This is a genomic window from Desulfuromusa ferrireducens (assembly GCF_055389805.1).
Window position 1 is genome coordinate 3055758 of sequence record NZ_AP042415.1, and the last position, 18814, is coordinate 3074571.

The 18814-nt window shown below is 52.9% G+C and carries 16 protein-coding genes and 1 riboswitch; of the genes, 8 read left to right on the forward strand and 8 right to left on the reverse strand.

The features are described from left to right. Positions 1–935: 935 nt before the first annotated feature. From ACZ5PT_RS13715 to ACZ5PT_RS13730, 4 genes are all read left to right on the forward strand, one after another. A complete protein-coding gene (locus tag ACZ5PT_RS13715; protein WP_464263598.1) occupies positions 936–1346 on the forward strand; it encodes a response regulator in 411 nt (136 codons plus the stop codon). Between the two features lie 804 nt (positions 1347–2150). Further along, positions 2151–2606, forward strand: coding sequence for a hypothetical protein (locus ACZ5PT_RS13720; RefSeq protein WP_464263599.1), 456 nt, complete (start codon positions 2151–2153; stop codon positions 2604–2606). An 818-nt stretch (positions 2607–3424) separates the two neighbouring features. After that, positions 3425–4992 (forward strand): IS3 family transposase gene (locus ACZ5PT_RS13725; protein WP_464263600.1). Its coding sequence is split into 2 segments (ribosomal slippage): positions 3425–3905 and positions 3905–4992, totalling 1569 coding nucleotides; the frame shifts between segments, so codons are not numbered across the junction. 128 nt (positions 4993–5120) lie between these two features. Continuing rightward, positions 5121–5300: a hypothetical protein gene (locus ACZ5PT_RS13730; RefSeq protein ID WP_464263601.1), complete on the forward strand. Its 180-nt coding sequence runs from the start codon at positions 5121–5123 to the stop codon at positions 5298–5300. Positions 5301–5473: 173 nt separating this feature from the next. Here ACZ5PT_RS13730 and ACZ5PT_RS13735 read toward each other — a convergent pair whose 3' ends face one another. The 8 genes from ACZ5PT_RS13735 to ACZ5PT_RS13770 form a co-directional block, all read right to left on the reverse strand. Beyond that, on the reverse strand, positions 5474–5923 hold the full coding sequence (locus ACZ5PT_RS13735; RefSeq protein WP_464263602.1) for an NUDIX domain-containing protein: 450 nt from the start codon (positions 5921–5923) through the stop codon (positions 5474–5476). A 60-nt stretch (positions 5924–5983) separates the two neighbouring features. Further along, complete coding sequence (locus tag ACZ5PT_RS13740; protein ID WP_464263603.1) at positions 5984–7519, reverse strand: sigma-54-dependent transcriptional regulator; 1536 nt, start codon at positions 7517–7519, stop codon at positions 5984–5986. 6 nt (positions 7520–7525) lie between these two features. Then, positions 7526–9202: a GAF domain-containing sensor histidine kinase gene (locus ACZ5PT_RS13745; RefSeq protein WP_464263604.1), complete on the reverse strand. Its 1677-nt coding sequence runs from the start codon at positions 9200–9202 to the stop codon at positions 7526–7528. A gap of 24 nt (positions 9203–9226) precedes the next feature. Further along, the gene (locus ACZ5PT_RS13750) at positions 9227–10375 is read right to left on the reverse strand and encodes an iron-containing alcohol dehydrogenase (RefSeq protein ID WP_464263605.1); all 1149 of its coding nucleotides are present in this window, start codon (positions 10373–10375) and stop codon (positions 9227–9229) included. A gap of 96 nt (positions 10376–10471) precedes the next feature. Further along, positions 10472–11665 carry a molybdopterin molybdotransferase MoeA gene (locus ACZ5PT_RS13755; RefSeq protein ID WP_464263606.1) on the reverse strand — a complete coding sequence of 398 codons (1194 nt, stop codon included), beginning with the start codon at positions 11663–11665 and terminating at the stop codon, positions 10472–10474. Then, positions 11632–12354 (reverse strand): ABC transporter ATP-binding protein, encoded by a 723-nt coding sequence (locus tag ACZ5PT_RS13760; RefSeq protein WP_464263607.1) that lies wholly within the window; start codon positions 12352–12354, stop codon positions 11632–11634. Before ACZ5PT_RS13760 ends, ACZ5PT_RS13755 begins: the two co-directional genes overlap by 34 nt. A 4-nt stretch (positions 12355–12358) precedes the next feature. Then, on the reverse strand, positions 12359–13045 hold the full coding sequence (locus ACZ5PT_RS13765; protein WP_464263608.1) for an ABC transporter permease: 687 nt from the start codon (positions 13043–13045) through the stop codon (positions 12359–12361). A gap of 9 nt (positions 13046–13054) precedes the next feature. Continuing rightward, a complete protein-coding gene (locus ACZ5PT_RS13770) occupies positions 13055–13855 on the reverse strand; it encodes an ABC transporter substrate-binding protein (protein ID WP_464263609.1) in 801 nt (266 codons plus the stop codon). 653 nt (positions 13856–14508) lie between these two features. On the opposite strand from ACZ5PT_RS13770, the gene ACZ5PT_RS13775 reads away from it, so the two are divergent. From ACZ5PT_RS13775 to ACZ5PT_RS13790, 4 genes are all read left to right on the forward strand, one after another. After that, on the forward strand, positions 14509–15672 hold the full coding sequence (locus ACZ5PT_RS13775; RefSeq protein ID WP_464263610.1) for an iron-containing alcohol dehydrogenase: 1164 nt from the start codon (positions 14509–14511) through the stop codon (positions 15670–15672). 82 nt (positions 15673–15754) lie between these two features. After that, positions 15755–15873, forward strand: a riboswitch (molybdenum cofactor riboswitch). Between the two features lie 39 nt (positions 15874–15912). Next, positions 15913–17640: an aldehyde ferredoxin oxidoreductase C-terminal domain-containing protein gene (locus ACZ5PT_RS13780; protein WP_464263611.1), complete on the forward strand. Its 1728-nt coding sequence runs from the start codon at positions 15913–15915 to the stop codon at positions 17638–17640. A gap of 125 nt (positions 17641–17765) precedes the next feature. Next, positions 17766–17990, forward strand: coding sequence for a MoaD/ThiS family protein (locus tag ACZ5PT_RS13785; protein WP_464263612.1), 225 nt, complete (start codon positions 17766–17768; stop codon positions 17988–17990). A gap of 2 nt (positions 17991–17992) precedes the next feature. After that, the gene (locus tag ACZ5PT_RS13790; protein WP_464263613.1) at positions 17993–18811 is read left to right on the forward strand and encodes a HesA/MoeB/ThiF family protein; all 819 of its coding nucleotides are present in this window, start codon (positions 17993–17995) and stop codon (positions 18809–18811) included. Positions 18812–18814 lie beyond the last annotated feature (3 nt).

An 18814-nucleotide genomic window follows, 5' to 3' on the forward strand; every position in this document is an offset into this window, starting at 1 on the left:
ACCGGGCCGCCGTGGCCCGCGTCCGTCGATCAGCGACGAGGACCTTCTGGCCTTGATCCGTCACGATCTGGCAACCACTCCCTTTACCGGAGAGGGACATCGCAAGGTCTGGGCGCGACTGCGGTTTCGTGAAGGTGTGCGCGTCGCTCGTTAGCGGATTTTGCGTCTGATGCGCGAAAACCATAAACTGAATTTAGTAAAATATTGACATTAGAATCGCCACCAACCTGAAGGGGGCCTGTAAAATATTTTGTGTAAATGGCCAGTGCCATAAACAAGCAGACATTCCTGACGGTTGCCCTCTATTCTTAAAAGTGTCCACTTGTCGGACATAGAACGAGGCTGGATTCGGCCTGATATTGCCGCTTAGTCGAAACTGTCTTGGAAGTTGTTCTGCAATGTTTTATGGGTCAGAATATCGGACAGATCGTGGGTGTCTTATATATCGCCACTTCCAGTAAGTTAGTGTTTGATAAGTACCCTATTCGAAGAAAACCCCACGATGAGGTAGTCGTGGGCGTTTTGCGTATTTAAACAGGTGACTTCTCGGACATCCGGCCCCCATCAAAATCCCTCCGGATAGATGAAAACCCATTTTGACCTGATATCTATCAAACGAACGGATAGGGACTTGTCGGTTGCTTGGGTCGAAGTCTACTGGATTGCGAGGAACTATAAGCCTGTCGATCTGTCAGCTTTTCGGTTCAGGAAAACAACATTGTGATTCAATAGAACCATACCTGTAGGTCGCATTGCTTCATCCAATACGTTAGTCGCAGTGGATTAGTGCTAACTTTCTATTTTGAAATCCTGGGTATGTCCATTTTTAGAAAAAATAGTTATCAATGTCCGGATTTCCATTCGCCCCATAAGTTGCTTTCTCATGAAGTGGTAGTAGCTTCTTAGTAGAGGGAGAAATGAAAGGGGGGGAGCGGATGTGTAAAAAAATAGCTGCGGTTTTCGATGATAACGAGGACTATCGTGACTTATTGGAAGCTATCCTGGAGCAGGGAGAATTCAAAGTAATCTCTTTTGCAGATCCGTGCCTCTTCATGAATCGGGAGACAGGGACACTTTGCCATATTGATAAACGCTGCCAGAGTGACCTCCCTTGCTTTGATGTTCTTTTGACCGATAACCAGATGCCTGGCATGACTGGGGTGGAATTCCTGGAGCGGCTCAAGGAAAAAGACTGTAAAATTATGGATCACCGCAAAGCCATTTTTTCTGGTGACTGGTCAAGTGAGTATTTAAAGCGCGCAGAATCTCTCGGGTGCAAGATATTTGACAAACCCATTCCGATAAAGGATATCCAAGCGTGGCTAGATGGATGCATCGACGCCTAATTAGCTACAATTGACCTGGTAGAGAGAGGCACAGCGGTCGAAAGGTCGACTTGTTGGACAGTGAACGGGCTTCATTTAGGCTCGAAAATGTTGACCGGCAGAATTTGTCCTGAAAGTTGCCCGGTATTGGTTTATGGGGCAGGCCGTTGGACAGATCGAGTTTTACTGTGAGGGCCACTTCCAGTAAATCAGTGTTCGATATGTACCCTATTCAAAGAAACGCCCACGATCAGGTAATCGTGGGCGTTTCGCGTTCTATAGCGGGTGATTAATCGGACAGTCGCTGCCTCTGGTATAATTTGTCCTTGGACTTTTGAAATCCCATTTTGACGCAACTGGTGAGATGCTGAATAGCGCTCGCAGGGACAAGTCACACCACTTTGCATATCTCCAAATATTTGAGACGGAACCCTGAGTGTGCTGTTTATCGGGCAATTTAACTGCTACCGCCGCTGTACCATTTCGAGAAGGTGATAAAACAAAAGGCCTAGCCATTTCTGGCTAGGCTTTTTGTTTTTGTTGATGGTCGAAGACCGGGATCGAACCGGCACGGCCAGAGGGTATCGGGTTTTGAGACGCATCTACCTAAACAAAAAAGTATAAAACGTGTCGACAGACAAATGCCCCCTCATTGACAGCTTTGGATTTCAAGATATGCTGACATCACTTAGTTATCGGGGGAGCACCCTTATTGGTCGGACTTTTTTTCATAAAAAGGCAAGGAGGTTATGCAGATAGGAAGGGCTGTATTACGTGGGTAGTTGTTTTTTGATGAATTCAAACAGACGATAGGGAGGACACTAAATGAGTAGACTATATTGGGCCTTGAATCTAACGGTGATATTTTCAGTATTGTTCAGCGTTAATTCATTTGCATGCAACGAGGGATGTACTCCTGGTTACTGGAAACAACCCCAGCACGCAGCTTCCTGGGTTGGTTATCAACCTGATACTCCTCTATGCGAGGTATTCAATTGCCCGGCAGGTCTGGAACTGAAAAATGGCACCCCTCTGGAGCAAGCAACCCTTCTGAACGCCCTCAAGGCTGGTGGAGGTGGACTTAACGCCTTTTTGCGTCATGCTGTTGCCGCTTTGCTAAATGGCAGTGCCATTGGATGTGACTTCCAGGGAGATGGAGGGGTTGCGGCCATGGTCAATGCACTTTTTGACACGGAATCTTTTACGCCCGGGTCTGAAGCGATGGAGAGTTTGAAAGATATTTTTGAGGCTGAGAACGACGGCGTTTGTCCCCTGAACTGATTTCTTGCAGACTAAGATAGGTTGCCCCCCCCCGTTTGCTTGTGTAATTCACGGAGATTGTTTCAATCTCCGTGAATTACACAGCATATTTACTAGGATACAGCGCACATTTTGGTTGAATCTGATTGCAGCCGGAAAGGAAGGCATCTCCGGCACCTGTTTTCCCAAGTTTTGTAAATTGACCGATAATGTGATCCTGCTTTGCCTAAGGACCAACGGCACACTCAATCAAGGCAGGAAGGTATCTCATATATTGTAAGTTTCGACAGGCAAGTTCCTGCAAGTGTCGACTTGTGGAACATTGAGCAGGGGCTACTTCAGCTCGAAAACGCCAACCTGGTTTAGCGTCTCGGAAGTTGCTCCATATCTAATTATGGGTCTAAAGGGTGGCTAGATCGATCGTTACTGGAAGTCGCCACTTCCAGTAAGTTAGTGTTTGATGCGGAAGGGGCTCGCCGGTTACGCTGGTCGCCTTTCACATCGTTTAAGTTTTGTTAGTCGCAAGTTTCCCCCCGGTTATAAATAGGTTGTCTGCTTGGGGGCCCATAGTTGACCATTACACTACGGTCAACCCGTGGGGCTCTTTTGAATCAAGTTTGATGGCTCAATCATATCAACCCTTAGCCCAAGAGGACGTTTGCTGTGCAACTATCTTGACACTTTCCAGGCAAAGCTTATCATTGGTGTTAAATTAAACGCAGCAGTAAGGAGCAACCACGATGACCTGGTATCGATCGACTCTCCCCCTGTGCCAGGGTAGTTGTCGCCTCTAACTGAACTTAAAATATCAATATGAACTGGGGGCAGTTAGGTGGCACATGTATTCCAAAGCATTCCGAGCCTTGATGGTTCAGAAAATGACAGATCCTGCTGGCCCCAGTCCTGGGGTACTGGCCGATGAGATTGGTGCCTCTCGTGCGTCACTCTATCGGTGGCAGCGGGATGCTGCTACTGTTGATCGTCAAGCCATAGACCCGAACAAACTTCCTACTACATTACCGAGGCCTTCCAAAATGAAACGCCCGCAAGACTGGAGTGCAAAAGAAAAGCTGACTGCCGTGCTCGAAGCAGCATCTTTGACCGATGAAGATCTCGGCGCATTCCTACGCAGTAAAGGACTTCACAGTGCGCAGTTACAGCAGTGGCAAGAGCAGATGCTTGCTGGCTTGGAACCAAAGCCAATCGCCCCTGGCAAGAAATCCCCAGAAACCAAGCGTGTCCGTGGGCTGGAAAGGGAACTCAGGCGTAAAGACGCGGCACTCGCTGAAACTGCGGCCCTGCTGGTTCTCAAAAAAAAAGCCCGGATGATCTGGGGGGACGAGGACGACAACACGGACAGTTAGTTCGACGTCAGATTCTCGACCTTCTTGATGAAACCGTTGCTTTGGGTGCCAGATTGAAACCTGCAGCTCAATTGCTGGGTCTTGCTGCCCGTACCATTCAACGCTGGCGACGACTGGACGGCGGAGAGGACCGGCGTTCAAGACCACTGACCGCCCCTGCAAACAAATTGACGTCGGCCGAACGGGAACAGGTCTTGATGGTGGCCAACTCGCCAAAGTATCAAGATCTTTCACCCAAGCAGATCGTGCCTCGCTTGGCCGATGAAGGCAGATACGTTGCTTCGGAATCGACCTTCTACCGTATTTTGCGTGAAGAGAATCAACTGGCTCATCGGGAGCGTTGTCGACCTGCAACTCACCGCCGCCCGCGTGAAAAAGTTGCAACCGGCCCATGCCAAGTGTGGTCCTGGGATATTACGTATTTGAAGTCTCAAGTCAGGGGACGATTTTACTATCTGTATCTGACTATCGATGTTTGGAGCCGCAAGATTGTTGCTGCCAGAGTGTTCGAGAAAGAATGTGGCCAAAACAGTGCACTGATGCTTGTTGAAACCTGTCATCGGCATAAGATTGATCCAGACGGCCTGGTATTGCACTCCGACAATGGCAGCCCGATGAAAGCTTCCACCATGCTGTCCACTTTACAGCGGTTAGGCGTAGTTCCATCATTCAGTCGTCCCGGAGTCAGTGACGATAATCCGTTTTCCGAGTCGCTGTTCCGAACCATGAAATATCGCCCCGAGTACCCCGCCGGGCCGTTCGCAAACCTGGGGGCTGCCCAGAGCTGGGTCGATAAATTTGTTCAGTGGTACAACACCGAACATCTGCATAGCCAGATCCGCTTTGTGACTCCGGATGACCGGCACTATGGGCGGGAAGAAACGATCCTGAAGAAGCGGAGAAAAGTCTACTCCGAGGCACGGCACAAGAATCCGGACCGCTGGTCCGGTCAGACCCGTAACTGGCAGTCCATCGCCGTAGTTCGACTCAACCCTGAAAAGAGCGAACCATCAGAAGAGACTCCTTTAAAGAAGGTCGCATAGTGCGGCTTGAGGCGACAACTACCTTGACACCCGCCGCTCTGAACAGTAACCAAGTAACAACGGGTGAGGTGGAGTCCCGCAAGGAATTTTTTTCTGAAGCTTTCGCCGCAGCATGCGCACCTAGGGTGATGGCTCTGTTTCAGCTGCAGCGAGACGATGGCGGCATCGACCTTTACTTCACTCCTGCCTGTGCCGACCATGCCGAGGAACTTCTTAATCGCTGGGGGGCTGTTCCTTGTGATCGGCCTTCCCCCCGCAATTTAGAATTTCTTGTCGGAATGAATGAAATTACCTATTATCTTCCATGAAACTTGGAGAGCTTAAATTCCTCGACCAGAGACAAACGTTACCTGGTAAGTCGCCCTGCGCAATACTGTTGCTCACGCGGATTTTATCCATCTCGTGATGACCGGTTGCCCTGACTCAGGTTGCCAAACGAGCGGATAAGGGCATTAGGTCTTTTGTCGACGTCGTTCAATGATCAGGGTTTGTCAGCCAGGCCGTTGCGATAATCCTGTAGAATCCGGGCATGATCGAAGCACAGCTCAGACGGAAGTTGAGCCAGCGCAAAAAGTTGCGCCCGGGCAGCATCATCGCCACCGCACAACAGACCTTCCCCTTCGGCGGTGAAGACCATGGAAATATTGTGTTGGCGTGGGTCTCGGTTGGGGTCTGAGTAGGCTCTGAATTGGCACAGATTGTTAAGATCGAGCGCCGTTTCCTCTTTAGCTTCACGCAACGCGGCCTGCTCAAGGCTCTCGCCGTAGTCGACAAATCCCCCGGGCAGCGCCCAGCCGTATGGTTCATTTTTACGTTCGATGAGTACAATCTGTTCACCTTGACGAATAATGATATCGACCGTGGGGAACGGGTTTCTGAACGTGGTAACGGCGGCATCACACTTGGGGCACTTCAAAATATTCTCATGCATAATTTATCTTTCACATCACAGTTATTGAACTACGGGAAGATGGTCATGGCCAGAGCGCGGTTAAGTATTGTCCAGCCCGTATAGTTTTATTTTGCGGTGCAGGGTATTGCGTGCAATGCCGAGGGCCTTGGCTGTTGTGGTGATATTCCAGCGCTGCTCCTCAAGGGTCTTTTTTATGGTCTCCACTTCAGAGTCTTTGAGGATTTTGTTTGGCGGAGGCTTAAGTCCCCTGTCGCGCATCACGCTAATGAGAGTTTTTTCCAGCCCGTGCAGCGACAGTAGCAGTTGATTTAATTCCCCAGGACTCAGGCTCTGCAGATGCTCTTCCCGGGCATAGTATTGCCAGAAGTCTTCCCACCCATTTGCACCACGCTGCTCGGTCCGGCCCTCCGTTTGTCCTGGGAACATCAACGCTTGTGGTGACAGGTCCTCACTGGTCAACTTGGTTCCCAAGTCCGAAATGCGGATCGACTCGCCATCGCACAACGCGACCGCCCGACGTAAGGTATTGGCCAGTTCACGGATATTTCCCGGCCAGGTATAGGCCTCAAGGGCCGCTATAGCCTTCGGATGCAGCGTGAGTCCGGGACTGAACTGTAGGATAAAGTGTTCGGAGAGGGCCTTGATGTCTTCCTGCCGCTGAACTAGGTCTGGTGAGACCAGTTGCACTACATTGAGCCGGTAGAAGAGATCTTCGCGGAAGGTTTTGTCACGAATGGCTTCTTCCAGGTTGACGTTGGTTGCCGAAAGGATGCGGACATCGGTCTTAATCGGATGTTCTCCGCCGACGCGGCAGAATTCACCGGTTTCCAGCACCCGCAATAATTTGACCTGAATCGACGGGCTGGCATCACCGATCTCATCTAGAAAGAGGGTTCCTTGGTGAGCTAACTCGAAAATACCGCGGCGCGACTGATTCGCCCCGGTAAAAGCTCCGCGCTCGTGACCAAAAAGCTCACTTTCGAGAAGGTTTTCCGGCAGCGCCCCACAGTTGACAGCGATGAAGGCTTGATCGGCCCGACCGGAGGCCGCATGGATAAATCGGGCGAGGACTTCCTTGCCCGATCCGGTATTGCCCTGTATCAGCACGTTGATATTTTTGCCGGCAATCTTGTACGCCAGACTGACGAGGCGGCGCATTTCCTGCGACCGGCCGACGAAAAAACCGACCCGCTCAGCCACGGTGTGCCAGTCTTCCTCTTCGATCTGGCCAGTTTGCAGCTTCAGTGCGTGATTGGCGGCCTTTTCAATCAATGCTTCGATTTCGCCGATGTCATCAAAGGGCTTTTCAATGTATTCAAACGCCCCCAACTGCATGGCCTGAACAGCTGTTTTGATGGTACTGAAGCCGGTCATGATAATGACTTCGCAGCCCGGCTGAGCTTTCTTTATATGCTGCAGCAGGGTCAGCCCGTCGGTGTCAGGCAGCTTCAGGTCGACCATGGCGACGCCGAAATCCCAGTCATTAAGGGCCAGCAGGGCATCTCTCTCACTGGTGGCTGTTGTTACTTGATAGCCTCTTCTGCCGAGGAGACGTCTGAAAAAGTTGCAGACATCCGCTTCGTCGTCAATGATCAGTATCCGGTTTTCAGACAATGTCTTTTACCTTTGTTGAAGGGTTACAGCGTGATCCTCAGAATCCACCGGCAACAACAGAGAAAAGGTACTTCCCATGCCGAGCGTACTTTCGACTTCAATCGTTCCCGAATGCGACTCAGCAATCCCGAGACTGACTGATAGGCCGAGACCGGTCCCCTTGGTTGCGTCCTTACTGGTAAAAAACGGGGTGAAGATTTTTTTCAGATTTTCCTGATTGATACCGATGCCATTGTCATGAACGCTGACCACGGCTGACGATTTCTCCCCGTCATGACAGATAAACGAGTAGACGGTAATCGTTTTATTCTCTCGGCCGCAATCTTTCACGGCGTCGCGGGCATTGATCAGCAGATTGGTTAATACCTGCTGCAACTGCGGCCCGTTGGCGTTGACCATGACAGGGTTCGGATCGAGACGGTCGACGATCTGAACCTGATTCCGGTTAATCTGGTAGCGGATCAAGCCGAGCACACGTCTGACTTGTTCATTCAGATCAATGTCGGCCATCGGCACCTGATCCTGGCGGGAAAAGGTCAACAGGTTTTGAATAATTCCCTTGCAACGAAGCCCTGAATTGATCACGTCCTGCAGGCTTTCATGCTCCAGTGATTCACTTTGGAAATCCCTGGCGAGCATTTGCGCGGTGCCGATAATAACCGTCATCGGACTGTTCAGTTCATGGGCGACTCCTGCAGCCATCTCCCCGAGGGCGGCAAGTTTTGCAGAGTGGACCAACTGGGCTTCCATTTTGGTTTTCAAGGTGACATCTTTGAGGATTATGGTGATCGCCGCGAGTTGTTTTTCATCATTATAAACCGGGTAGTAGTCCGTTTCCAGCAAGGTGCCGGAATCGGTCTGCCAGTTGCGTTGCAACGGTTGTCCAGTTCTTTTGATCTCATCCAGCGGGCAGTCTGAGCAGGGCTCAGTTAGTCCACGGAGTTTGGCAAAGCATTTATTCTCCATGCCCTGTTGCCAATACTGACTGATCTCGGGAGAGAACCTGTCATTGTGGCGTAATACATTATAATCCGTATCGATCACAAAGATGGGGTCGGTTACCGCCTTGAACGTTGCCTCCCATTCCTTTGTCGTTCGTGAAACCTGTTTGTAAAGACGGGCGTTCTGGATACTGATCGCCAGTTGGTCGGCGAGGTGATTGACAAACTGGAGCTCTGCAGTTGAAAATTTCGGCTCGCTCGCCCGGCCGACCACTAAAACCCCAATGACTTCGGCACGTTCAAACATCGGTGCGATAGCAAAGGAATTTACTTGGCCCGGATACTTGGAACTGTGCCAGACATGGTGAGCATAATTCTGATCAGCAAAAATTGCGGCCTTTTTACTTCGGATAACCACCCAGGAGGGGGAGTCCTCAGGAAATTCATCAATCCGGCAGAAGTCGCGTGGGGTAACCGCCTTCAGGTGGAGGTTTTCCTCCTTGAGGGTGATTATGCCGATAAAACTGCAGGGTAGCGCCTGGGGCAGTTTGCTGAAGGCCCGGTCGAGCATGTCCTGTATCGACATGTCGATATTGATATCCCGGGTCAGTTGATGAAGAATTTCCAGGCGGCTGTTCTGCTTGAGGGCTTCCTCGGTCGTCTTCTTCAGCTCGACATAGTAGTTGAGCTTCGAGGAGTTGACACCGGTCAGTTGCTCTAACAGCGTTTCGTGATTATCCACAGGGAAGTCCTTCATTGCTGGAGCCTATAGCGCCCTGCGGAAAATGTCTTCAATATCCTGAAGGTTTGCCGCTCGCGGGTTGGTGACCAAGCAGGCATCGTTCAGGGCGTTTTTGCTCAGGGGCGGAATCATCTCCTCTTTGATTCCGAACTCGGCCAGCCCTTTGGCTAGTCCGATGTCGTCGAGTATTTCATTGATCGCTTCGATTGAAAGTCGTGCCGCAGCGGCCGTGCTCAGGCCACGGGTATTTTTGTCGAGAGCATTGGCAATGGTGACGAACTTTTGCGGATTAGCGCTCAGATTGAATTCCATGACATGTGGCAGGATCGCTGCGTTGGTTTCACCATGATGGTGATCCAGTAAGCCATCGATCTGGTGGGTCATGGCATGGGTCGCACCGAGAATCGCATTGGAAAAGGCGATTCCAGCGCAAAGACTGGCCATGGCCATGTTGGTATTCGCCTCGATATCGTCACGCTGCTGCACTGCTTGACGCAAGTTCTGCGAGATGAGCCGGATGGCATTGAGTGCGTGAATGTCGGTCAGCGGTGTTGCCGCCAGAGATACGAATGATTCGATGCCGTGGGTTAGCGCATCGACGCCGGTGGCTGCCGCCAACAGACTGTCTTTGGTGCGTAGCAACTCAGGGTCGACAATGGCGATGTCGGGAACCAGTGACTTTGAGATAATCGACATCTTCAGTTTGCGCTCCGTGTCGACAATGATGGCAAACTGACTGACTTCCGAACCTGCGCCAGCGGTGGTGGGAACCATGACCATTGGCGGCAGGGGGCGGGTGATGTTATTGATTCCTTCGTATTGCTGTAATGTCCCGCCGTTGCTGGCAAGCATGGCGACGGACTTGGCAACATCGACCGGGCTACCGCCACCGACGGCGATGATCGCATCGCAGCCGGACTGCAGATAGTGTTCAAGCCCCGCGCCGACTTCAAGATCTTTGGGATTGGTAGTAAGGGCAGAAAAAATTTCCGTCTGCAGACCGGCTTGTTTGAGATAGTTGCAGGCGATATCGACCCACCCGGCGCTGATAACTTCTGCGTCGCTAACCAGGAATACTTTACCGGCTCCAAGCCGAACGGCACTTTCACCAATTTGGCTCAAAGAACCACAGCCAAAGATAATTTCCGGAGTAACAAACTTGCTGATATTCATGTACGCTCTTTCCGGCAGATCAAGGCCGTTGTATTGTCTGTGTCCATTGATTCTTTCCATTATCGCAAAAAAATGCTTTCACTGCCTGAAAAACTGTTAAATCAGATGGACATCAACCGGCTCGCCTGCCTCGATTCGTTCAGGTGCCGCTGGCAGGATGGCGATCCCGTTGGCCCGTAGCATGGTCCTTAAAATACCAGTATTCTGATCACCGGAACTTGCGGCGCTCAGGCGGCCTGCGTGCTCGGTAACGAAAACCCGTAGAAATTGCACCCGTCCAGGCTTCTTTTTGACCGCTTCTTGCAGCGTAGCTTTAACGCATGGCTTGATGGGGTTGAGATGCCCCTGCATTTTCAGCAGCGCCGGCCTGACGAATTCCTCAAATGTCACCATGGTCGAGACCGGGTTGCCGGGCAATGAAAAGACTGGCTTGCCGTCCTTTAAACCGAAGGCCGTCGGTCGTCCTGGTTTGATGTTGACCTTCCAGAACAGTTGCTCGACCCCAGCGTCCTGCAACATTTCGCAGACCAGATCACGATCCCCCATCGACACCCCAGCCGAAGTGATCAAGACATCCGCCTGTAAGCCTTCGTTGAGTTTTTGCTTGAGGCTGTCGCGATTGTCACGTGCAATGCCGAGCAGCACCGGTTCACCGCCAACTTCCTTAACCGCGGCCGCGAGGGAGTAGGCATTGCTGTTGGCTATTTGTCCTGGGCCGATCGGTTCCCCTGGTTCGACCAGTTCGTCACCGGTCGACAGGATGGCGACTTGCGGCCGTTTGAAAACCTTGACCGTTTTGCAACCAAAGGAGGCGAGCAGGTTGATTTCCGCCGGACGCAGAATGCTGCCGGTGGTTATAACCACCTCACCCTGCGGAATATCCTCGCCACGAAAACGGATATGATCACCAACCTGGAACGGGCTGACGATGACCACCTGTGTGCCATCCTCTTCGGTCTCTTCGATGGGGACAATCGCCTGACAGCCGCTCGGGATTGGCGCGCCGGTCATAACTTTTATTGCACTTCCCGGAGCAACATGAAGATCCCCGGCGCTGGCGCCAGCCGAAATATAGCCGCTTATGGTCAGTCGCGCGCCAACGCGGCTGTCTTCGTGCCGGACCGCGTAGCCGTCCATGGCCGAATTGTCCCAACGCGGCAGTTCGCAGGGCGATTCAATGTCCTTTGCCAGGACACGGCCAACGGCATCAAGTAAGGTGACCGAGTCGCTACCTAACGGCATGACCCGGTCGAGGATCAGAGCCCTTGCACTTTCAAAGGATTTAGCCATCTGTGTTGCTCCATGGTGGTGAGTTCAATCTGTTTCATTGGGTTTTTGGGGCTGGCGATCAGGCGACCATTCTCCAGCCGGATGGTTTCGCTGCCCAACCGCTCGGGTTGCGTCAGATCATGGGTGGTAAAGATCAGCGTAACGCCATAATTTGGAAGCCTGCTGAGTAATTCCTCAAACGCGGGCAGGCTGGCGCTGTCGATGTTCGCGGTCGGTTCATCTAGCAGCAGCACTTCAGGTTGCAAGGCCAGAGCACGGGCCAAGGCCACTCGTTGTACTTCCCCTCCTGAGAGTTTGTCGGCTTTACGCTGTTCGAAACCGTTCAGGCCGACCGTCTCAAGGGTCGATTTGATCCGTATTTTTTGCTCTTTTCCCGGAATGCCGCGCAACTTCAGCCCGAAAGTGAGATTGTCCGCCACCGTCCCCTTGAGCAGGTAGGGGGATTGCTCGACCAGGGTGACCTTCTGCCGTCGCTGCGTCAGGGTTTCTGCTGTCGCGGCGAAGCTAATAGTCCCTCGCTGCGGCACGCTCAAAAAAGCCAGCGCCCTGAGCAGGGTGCTTTTCCCGGCCCCATTGTCTCCCGTTAGCGCATAGCTGCGGTTTGGCAACAGTTCCAGTCTCTCAATCGAGAGGCTGAAGCTCTGCCCCTGACGAATGATCACATCTTTTAAGCGGAGTACCGGTTTCATCAACTTACCTTTGTTGCAACAGGTTCAAAAATAGATTTACGAACAGGGCGACACTCAAAAGCACCATCCCCAACGCCAGGCCGAAGGCGAATTCTCCCTTGCTGGTTTCCAGAGCGATCGCCGTGGTCATGGTGCGGGTTGAACCGCGGATATTGCCGCCGAGCATCATCGCGACCCCGACTTCGCCGATAACCCGGCCAAAACCGGCAATTACTGCCGCCATCACCCCGAAACGGATCTCTCTAAGCAACTGTATTCCGGCTTGAAGTGGCGTCGCCCCCAGCGTCAACGCGGTGTTGATGATCCGTTTGTCTGAACCCTTGACAGCGGCCAGAACATAATTGGCGATGATCGGTATGGCCAGCACCATCTGGCCGACAATCATCGCCAGTGGCGTGAACAGCAGGCCGAGACTGCCAACCGGACCCTGCCTGCTGAACAGTCCAAACAACACCAGGCCGACAACCACGGTCGGCAGCGCCATCAGGGTGTTCAGCAGTGTAACCAGTACGCGCCGACCGCGAAACTGTGCCAGCCCGAGCAACACGCCAGCAGGGACAGCCAGCAGCGCCGACAGGACAATGGCCGTGCAGGAGGTATAGAGGGAGGTCCAGACGATACTCTGGATCTCCCGATCAAAGGCGAATACCAGCTCAATCGCCTGCAATAATGATCCACTCAGATAGCCCAAGCTATTCCCTTATTGGACGTAGAAAAGCTGCTCACCACCGCGGCGATAAGCGGTGATAAGGCTTTTCGCCTGAGGGGAAGTCAGGTAGTCGAGAAACTTTTCGGCCAATTTTACCTTGACGTGTGGATGTTTCTGCGGATTGACCATGATCACGCCGTAGGGGTTAAACAGCCGCTGGTCCCCTTCGCTGACAACCTGCAGATCAGTCTTGCCTTTGAACGCCAGATAGGTGCCGCGATCGCTCAGCGTATAGCCCTGGCGTTCTCCTGCCATAACAATCACCTCGCCCATACCGCGGCCAGCTTCCAGGTACCAGTCGCCGTATGGGGTGACCTCGGCCGCTTGCCAGAGTTGTTTCTCGCGGCTGTGGGTGCCGGAGTCATCGCCGCGTGAGACGAAGGTCGCTTCGGTCGCGGCAATTTTGGCCATGGCGGCGGCGACATCGTTTGCTTCTTTAAGGCCGGCCGGATCCTTGGCTGGTCCGAGGATGACAAAATCGTTGTACATCACGTCCCGCCGGTCGACGCCGTAGCCTGCGGCAACAAACTTATCTTCTTTATTGCGGGCATGCACCATGACGACATCAACATCGCCCGATTCCCCCAGTTTGATTGCTTTGCCGGTGCCGACGGCGATTACATCAACCTGGCAATCATTGGCCTGCTCAAAAGGCGGGAGCAGTACCGCCAGTAACCCTGAATTTTCTGTCGAAGTGGTGGTTGCCAGGCGCAGATGCTCGGTCGCCAACGCAGGGGTGGTCAGTGCCCCTAACAGGCAAGCGGTGATTAACAACGTCAGTCTTGATTTCATTGGTTCATCCTTCTGTCTTGTGTTTGTCGAATAGATAGGTTGTCCGTTTAGGGCAAGGCGAAAACCGTCGCTTGCAGTTTTGTCCGGCGACAGCCTTTCTTTCAGGCAGGGCATCAATTGCAAAAGTCATGCAAATTTCCAGTTTTCCTTCCAGACGATGGGTTTATCGCGACGACGAGAGTGTGCTGATAGGCGGCAGTTCGACAGAGTTAAACGTTGTTACGTATACGGGCTGGGAGCTGGGGTGGGTTTTAGATATTTATATGGGCTGTCCTTTTCGGCGATCCCTGCTCGTTGAACAGCAGGGCTACCATGTAGTGGAATGTATTAAATAGGTACATATTGTCCCACTTTGGAACGATTTGTGCCATGAACTGTGTTTGTCGCAGGGAGGGTAGGGGGAGGTGTGACAGGTGTGGCAGGTGTAGCAGATCGATCCGTTCTGGAACGTTCTGTGCCGAAATAGTCCTGAAGGAGAAATTTAGTTCAATACTGTTTCTGTCAGCGATGGCAAGAAATAAGATTGTGTTTACGGTATGTTAAGTACTTTTTTCGCAACTGGCACCCTTGTTGCTCTAGTCCTAAACCTACGTTTTACTTTTTATATTTTCTGGCAACACAACAACACCAATGAAACAACAAGGAGAGAAAAAATGGCTTTAGCAGATCAAACTTATGGATTCTATATTCCGACTGTTTCCCTCATGGGCGTAGGTTCCTCAAAGGAAACCGGCGAACAGGTCAAGGCGCTGGGCGGCACCAAGGCACTGTTGGTCACCGATAAGGGCATTGTCGCTATGGGCATGGCTGAGCAGATCAAAGTTCAGGTCGAAGCCGCTGGTATTCCCGTGGTCATCTTCGACGGTTCCGAGCCAAACCCGACCGACAAAAACGTTCATGACGGTCTGGAGGTTTACCAGGGCGAGAAATGCGACACCATCATTTCCCTCGGTGGCGGCTCTTCCCACGACTGTGCTAAGGGCATCGGCATGGTTGCCACCAATGGCGGGCACATCCGCGATTGCGAAGGCGTTAACAAGACCACTAAGGCAATGCCTCCTTTTGTCGCCATTAACACCACCGCCGGTACCGCTTCAGAGATGACCCGCTTCTGCATCATCACCAACACCGATACCAAAGTGAAAATGGCTATCGTTGACTGGCGTTGCACGCCAAATATCGCCATCAATGATCCAGTCCTGATGGTCGGCAAGCCTGCTGCCCTGACCGCTGCAACCGGCATGGATGCACTGACTCACGCGGTTGAGGCCTACGTCTCGACCATTGCCACCCCAATCACTGACGCCTGTGCCATCAAGGCGATTGAGCTGGTTGCCGAGTACCTGCGTCCGGTCGTTGCCAACGGCGACAACCTCGAAGGGCGTGACAAGATGGCCTACGCTGAGTACCTCGCTGGCATGGCCTTCAACAACGCCTCCCTCGGTTATGTCCACGCTATGGCCCACCAGCTCGGTGGCTTCTACAATCTCCCCCATGGTGTCTGTAACGCTATCCTGCTGCCGTCGGTCTGCGAATTTAACGTTATCGCCAACCCACAGCGTTTCGCTGATATCGCCGTGGCGATGGGTGAGAACATTGACGGTTTGAGTGTTGTTGCTGCTGCCGCCAAGGGCATCGCGGCAATCCGCAAGCTCTCTGCTGACATTGGCATCCCGACCGGTCTGACCGCACTCAACGTTAAGGAAGCTGACCTTGCCGTTATGGCAGGCAACGCTCAGAACGATGCCTGCATGTTGACCAACCCGCGCAAGGCGAACCTCGATGACGTCATCGGCATCTACCAGGCCGCAATGTAAGCGTTTCGGATTCTGGGGCCGGGGTGAATACTCTCCCGGCCCTTTTTTGCAATAAGCAGCAATCTGGCTGTTAGTTATTGAAACAAATATCGATCTCCGAGCCTGATCACCTTAGAGGATTTTCCTGATGGTGGCAGGCCGCCGGGTTCCGCTGGAAACGGCGCGGCCTCCCTTTCGAAAAGGAGATTGAACGTATATGTGCATTACGCATCATCTTTGCCGAATGGGAGTATCTACAACATGGACAAAATTTTTCGCGTTAACATGACCGACCTCACCAGCAGCGTTGAGGAGGTTCCGCAAAACTGGGCTGGCCTCGGTGGCCGCGCCCTGACCTCGACCATCGTTTCCGCAGAGGTCGATCCCGCCTGTCACCCGCTGGGATTAAATAATAAATTGGTCTTCGCTCCTGGTTTGCTCTCAGGCACTGCGGCCGCCAACTCCGGGCGAATGTCCTGTGGCGCCAAGAGTCCCCTGACTGGCACCATCAAAGAGAGCAACACCGGCGGCACCACCGCTCAGCAGTTTGCCAAGATGGGCATCAAAGCGCTGATAATCGAGGGCCTGCCGAAGGAAGACAAATTCTACAGCCTCAACATCACCGTTAACGGTGTGACCATCGCCGAAGAGACTGAGCTGCTCGGTCAAGGTAACTTTGCTGTCATTGAGGCGCTTGAGGCCAAGTTCGACAAGAAGGTCGGCATCATGATGATCGGCCAGGCCGGTGAAGCGAAGATGGCCGCTGCCAATATTTCGGTCAAAGACCCCGACAGCAAGATCCGTAGCCACGGCCGCGGCGGCATGGGTGCGGTCATGGGCTCGAAAAAGATCAAGTACATCACCGTTGATGCGAGCGACGCTCCCGGCGTCACCATCGCCGATCCGGAGAAATTCAAGGCCGCGGCCCGCATTTTCGCCAAGACGATTCTTGATCACCCGGTCGCTGGTGAAGGTCTGGCTACCTACGGCACCAACGTCTTGGTAAATATCCTCAATGAGGCTGGTGGTCTGCCAACCCGCAACTTCACCTACGGTCAGTTCGAAGCACACGACAACATCAGCGGCGAGACCATGCATGACACCATCGTCGAGCGCGGTGGCAAGACCAAGCACGGCTGTCATGCCGGTTGCATCATGAAATGCTCACAGGTCTACAATGACAAGGACGGCAAGTACCTTACTTCCGGCTTTGAGTACGAGACCATCTGGGGCTTAGGTGCCAACTGCTGTATCGAGATCCTCGATGATATCGCCGTAGCCGACAGCATCATGGATGATATCGGTGTCGACTCCATCGAGACCGCCGTCATGTTCGGTGTCGCCATGGAAGCCGGCATTCTCCCCTTTGGCGACGGCAAAGGGGTCATCCGTTTACTGAGGGAAGAAATCGGCAAAGTCACCCCGCTCGGCCGGATTCTCGGTGGTGGTGCCGGCAGCGTCGGCAAAACCTACGGCGTCACCCGCGTCCCAGTGGTCAAGAATCAGGCGATCCCTGCCTACGACCCTCGCAGTGTCAAGGGTATCGGCATCACCTACGCGACCAGCACCATGGGCGCCGACCACACTGCCGGTTACGCTATCGCCACCAATATCCTGAATATCGGCGGTTACGTTGACCCGCTGAAGAAGGATGGTCAGGTCGAGCTCTCTCGCAACCTGCAGATTGCTACCGCCGCCGTCGACTCGACCGGTATGTGTATCTTTGTCGCTTTCCCGGCTCTGGACATCCCTGAGTGTCTGCCGGCGCTGATCGACATGATCAACGCCCGCTTCGGGATCGAACTGACCGGCGACGATGTCACCAACCTCGGCAAAAGCGTCCTCAAGACCGAGCGTGCCTTCAATATTGGCGCTGGCTTCACCAATAAGGACGATCGGCTGCCCGAATTCTTCCTCGAGCCGGTCGCGCCGCACAATGCGGTCTGGGATTTCACTGGTGACGAGATCGATGCATTCTGGGACTTTTAAACCATCTCTCAAGAGGGTGTAAACTCTCTCTCCTGCCCGGTGTGGCCGTCACTGTGCGGCCACACCGGGATTTTTTTCACGAGTACCAGCGTGAGTGATGGATTGCAGAAAACAGGGAGAATGAGATGAAGATTACCGTTAAACTCTTTGCCAATTTTCGCAATGATCGCTTCAAGATCAAGGAACAGGAAATAGCCGTCGGCACGACCTGTGCCGAGGTGGTCGCGGTTTTAACGATTCCAGAAATAGAAATTGGTATTGTGCTTATCAATGGCCGCCATGCGCAATTATCGCAACCCTTGAACGAAGGGGACACCCTGGCGCTGTTTCCCTTGGTCGGTGGTGGCTGAGTATGTGCGATGCCCTTAGCTTTCTCCGTGCCAGAAGCGATGGCGATCTGCTGCCCTGGTCTATTCAGCTCGCGGCCAGTTGTTGTTACCGAAAAAGCATTGCCGAAATTGAAGCGATTGCCCTGGAAAATGATCTTCTTCCAGCCCGTTATCAGCGCAACCGGGCGATGCTTGACGTTGCCCAACAACGTCAGCTGTTTGCCAGCTGTGTCGCGGTGATCGGCTGTGGCGGCCTCGGTGGCTACGTTCTGGAAGAGCTGGCCCGTCTGGGAGTCGGCAAGATTATCGCCATCGATCCCGATATGTTCGAAGAGCACAATATGAACCGACAGCTGCTGGCATCGATCAAAAGTCTGGGACAGCCGAAAGTCGATGCGGCCGACGAGCGAATTGCCAACATAAATCCAGCCGTGTCCGTTACTCCATGTTGGGAGACCTTCGGTCTGGACAATGGTCAGCGACTGCTGCAGCACGCCGATGTTGTCGTCGATTGTTTGGACAGCGTTAACACCCGGCTGGATCTGGCTGAGGTCTGTACGCGGCTTGGCCTGCCGATGGTGCACGGGGCGATTGCCGGTTGGTACGGACATGTCTGCTCGGTCTTTCCCGGCGATCAATCGCTAAAAAAACTCTACGCCCATAACAACAGTGGAAAAGGCGTGGAACAGAATATGGGCAACCCTTCTTTTACCCCGGCAGTTGTTGCCAGCCTTGAAGTCGCCGAGGTCTGCAAGCTTCTCCTCGGCAAGGGGACGCTTCTTAGGGGGCGCATCCTGAATATCGATCTGCTCGATATGGAATTTCACGAAATATCGCTTTGAAGC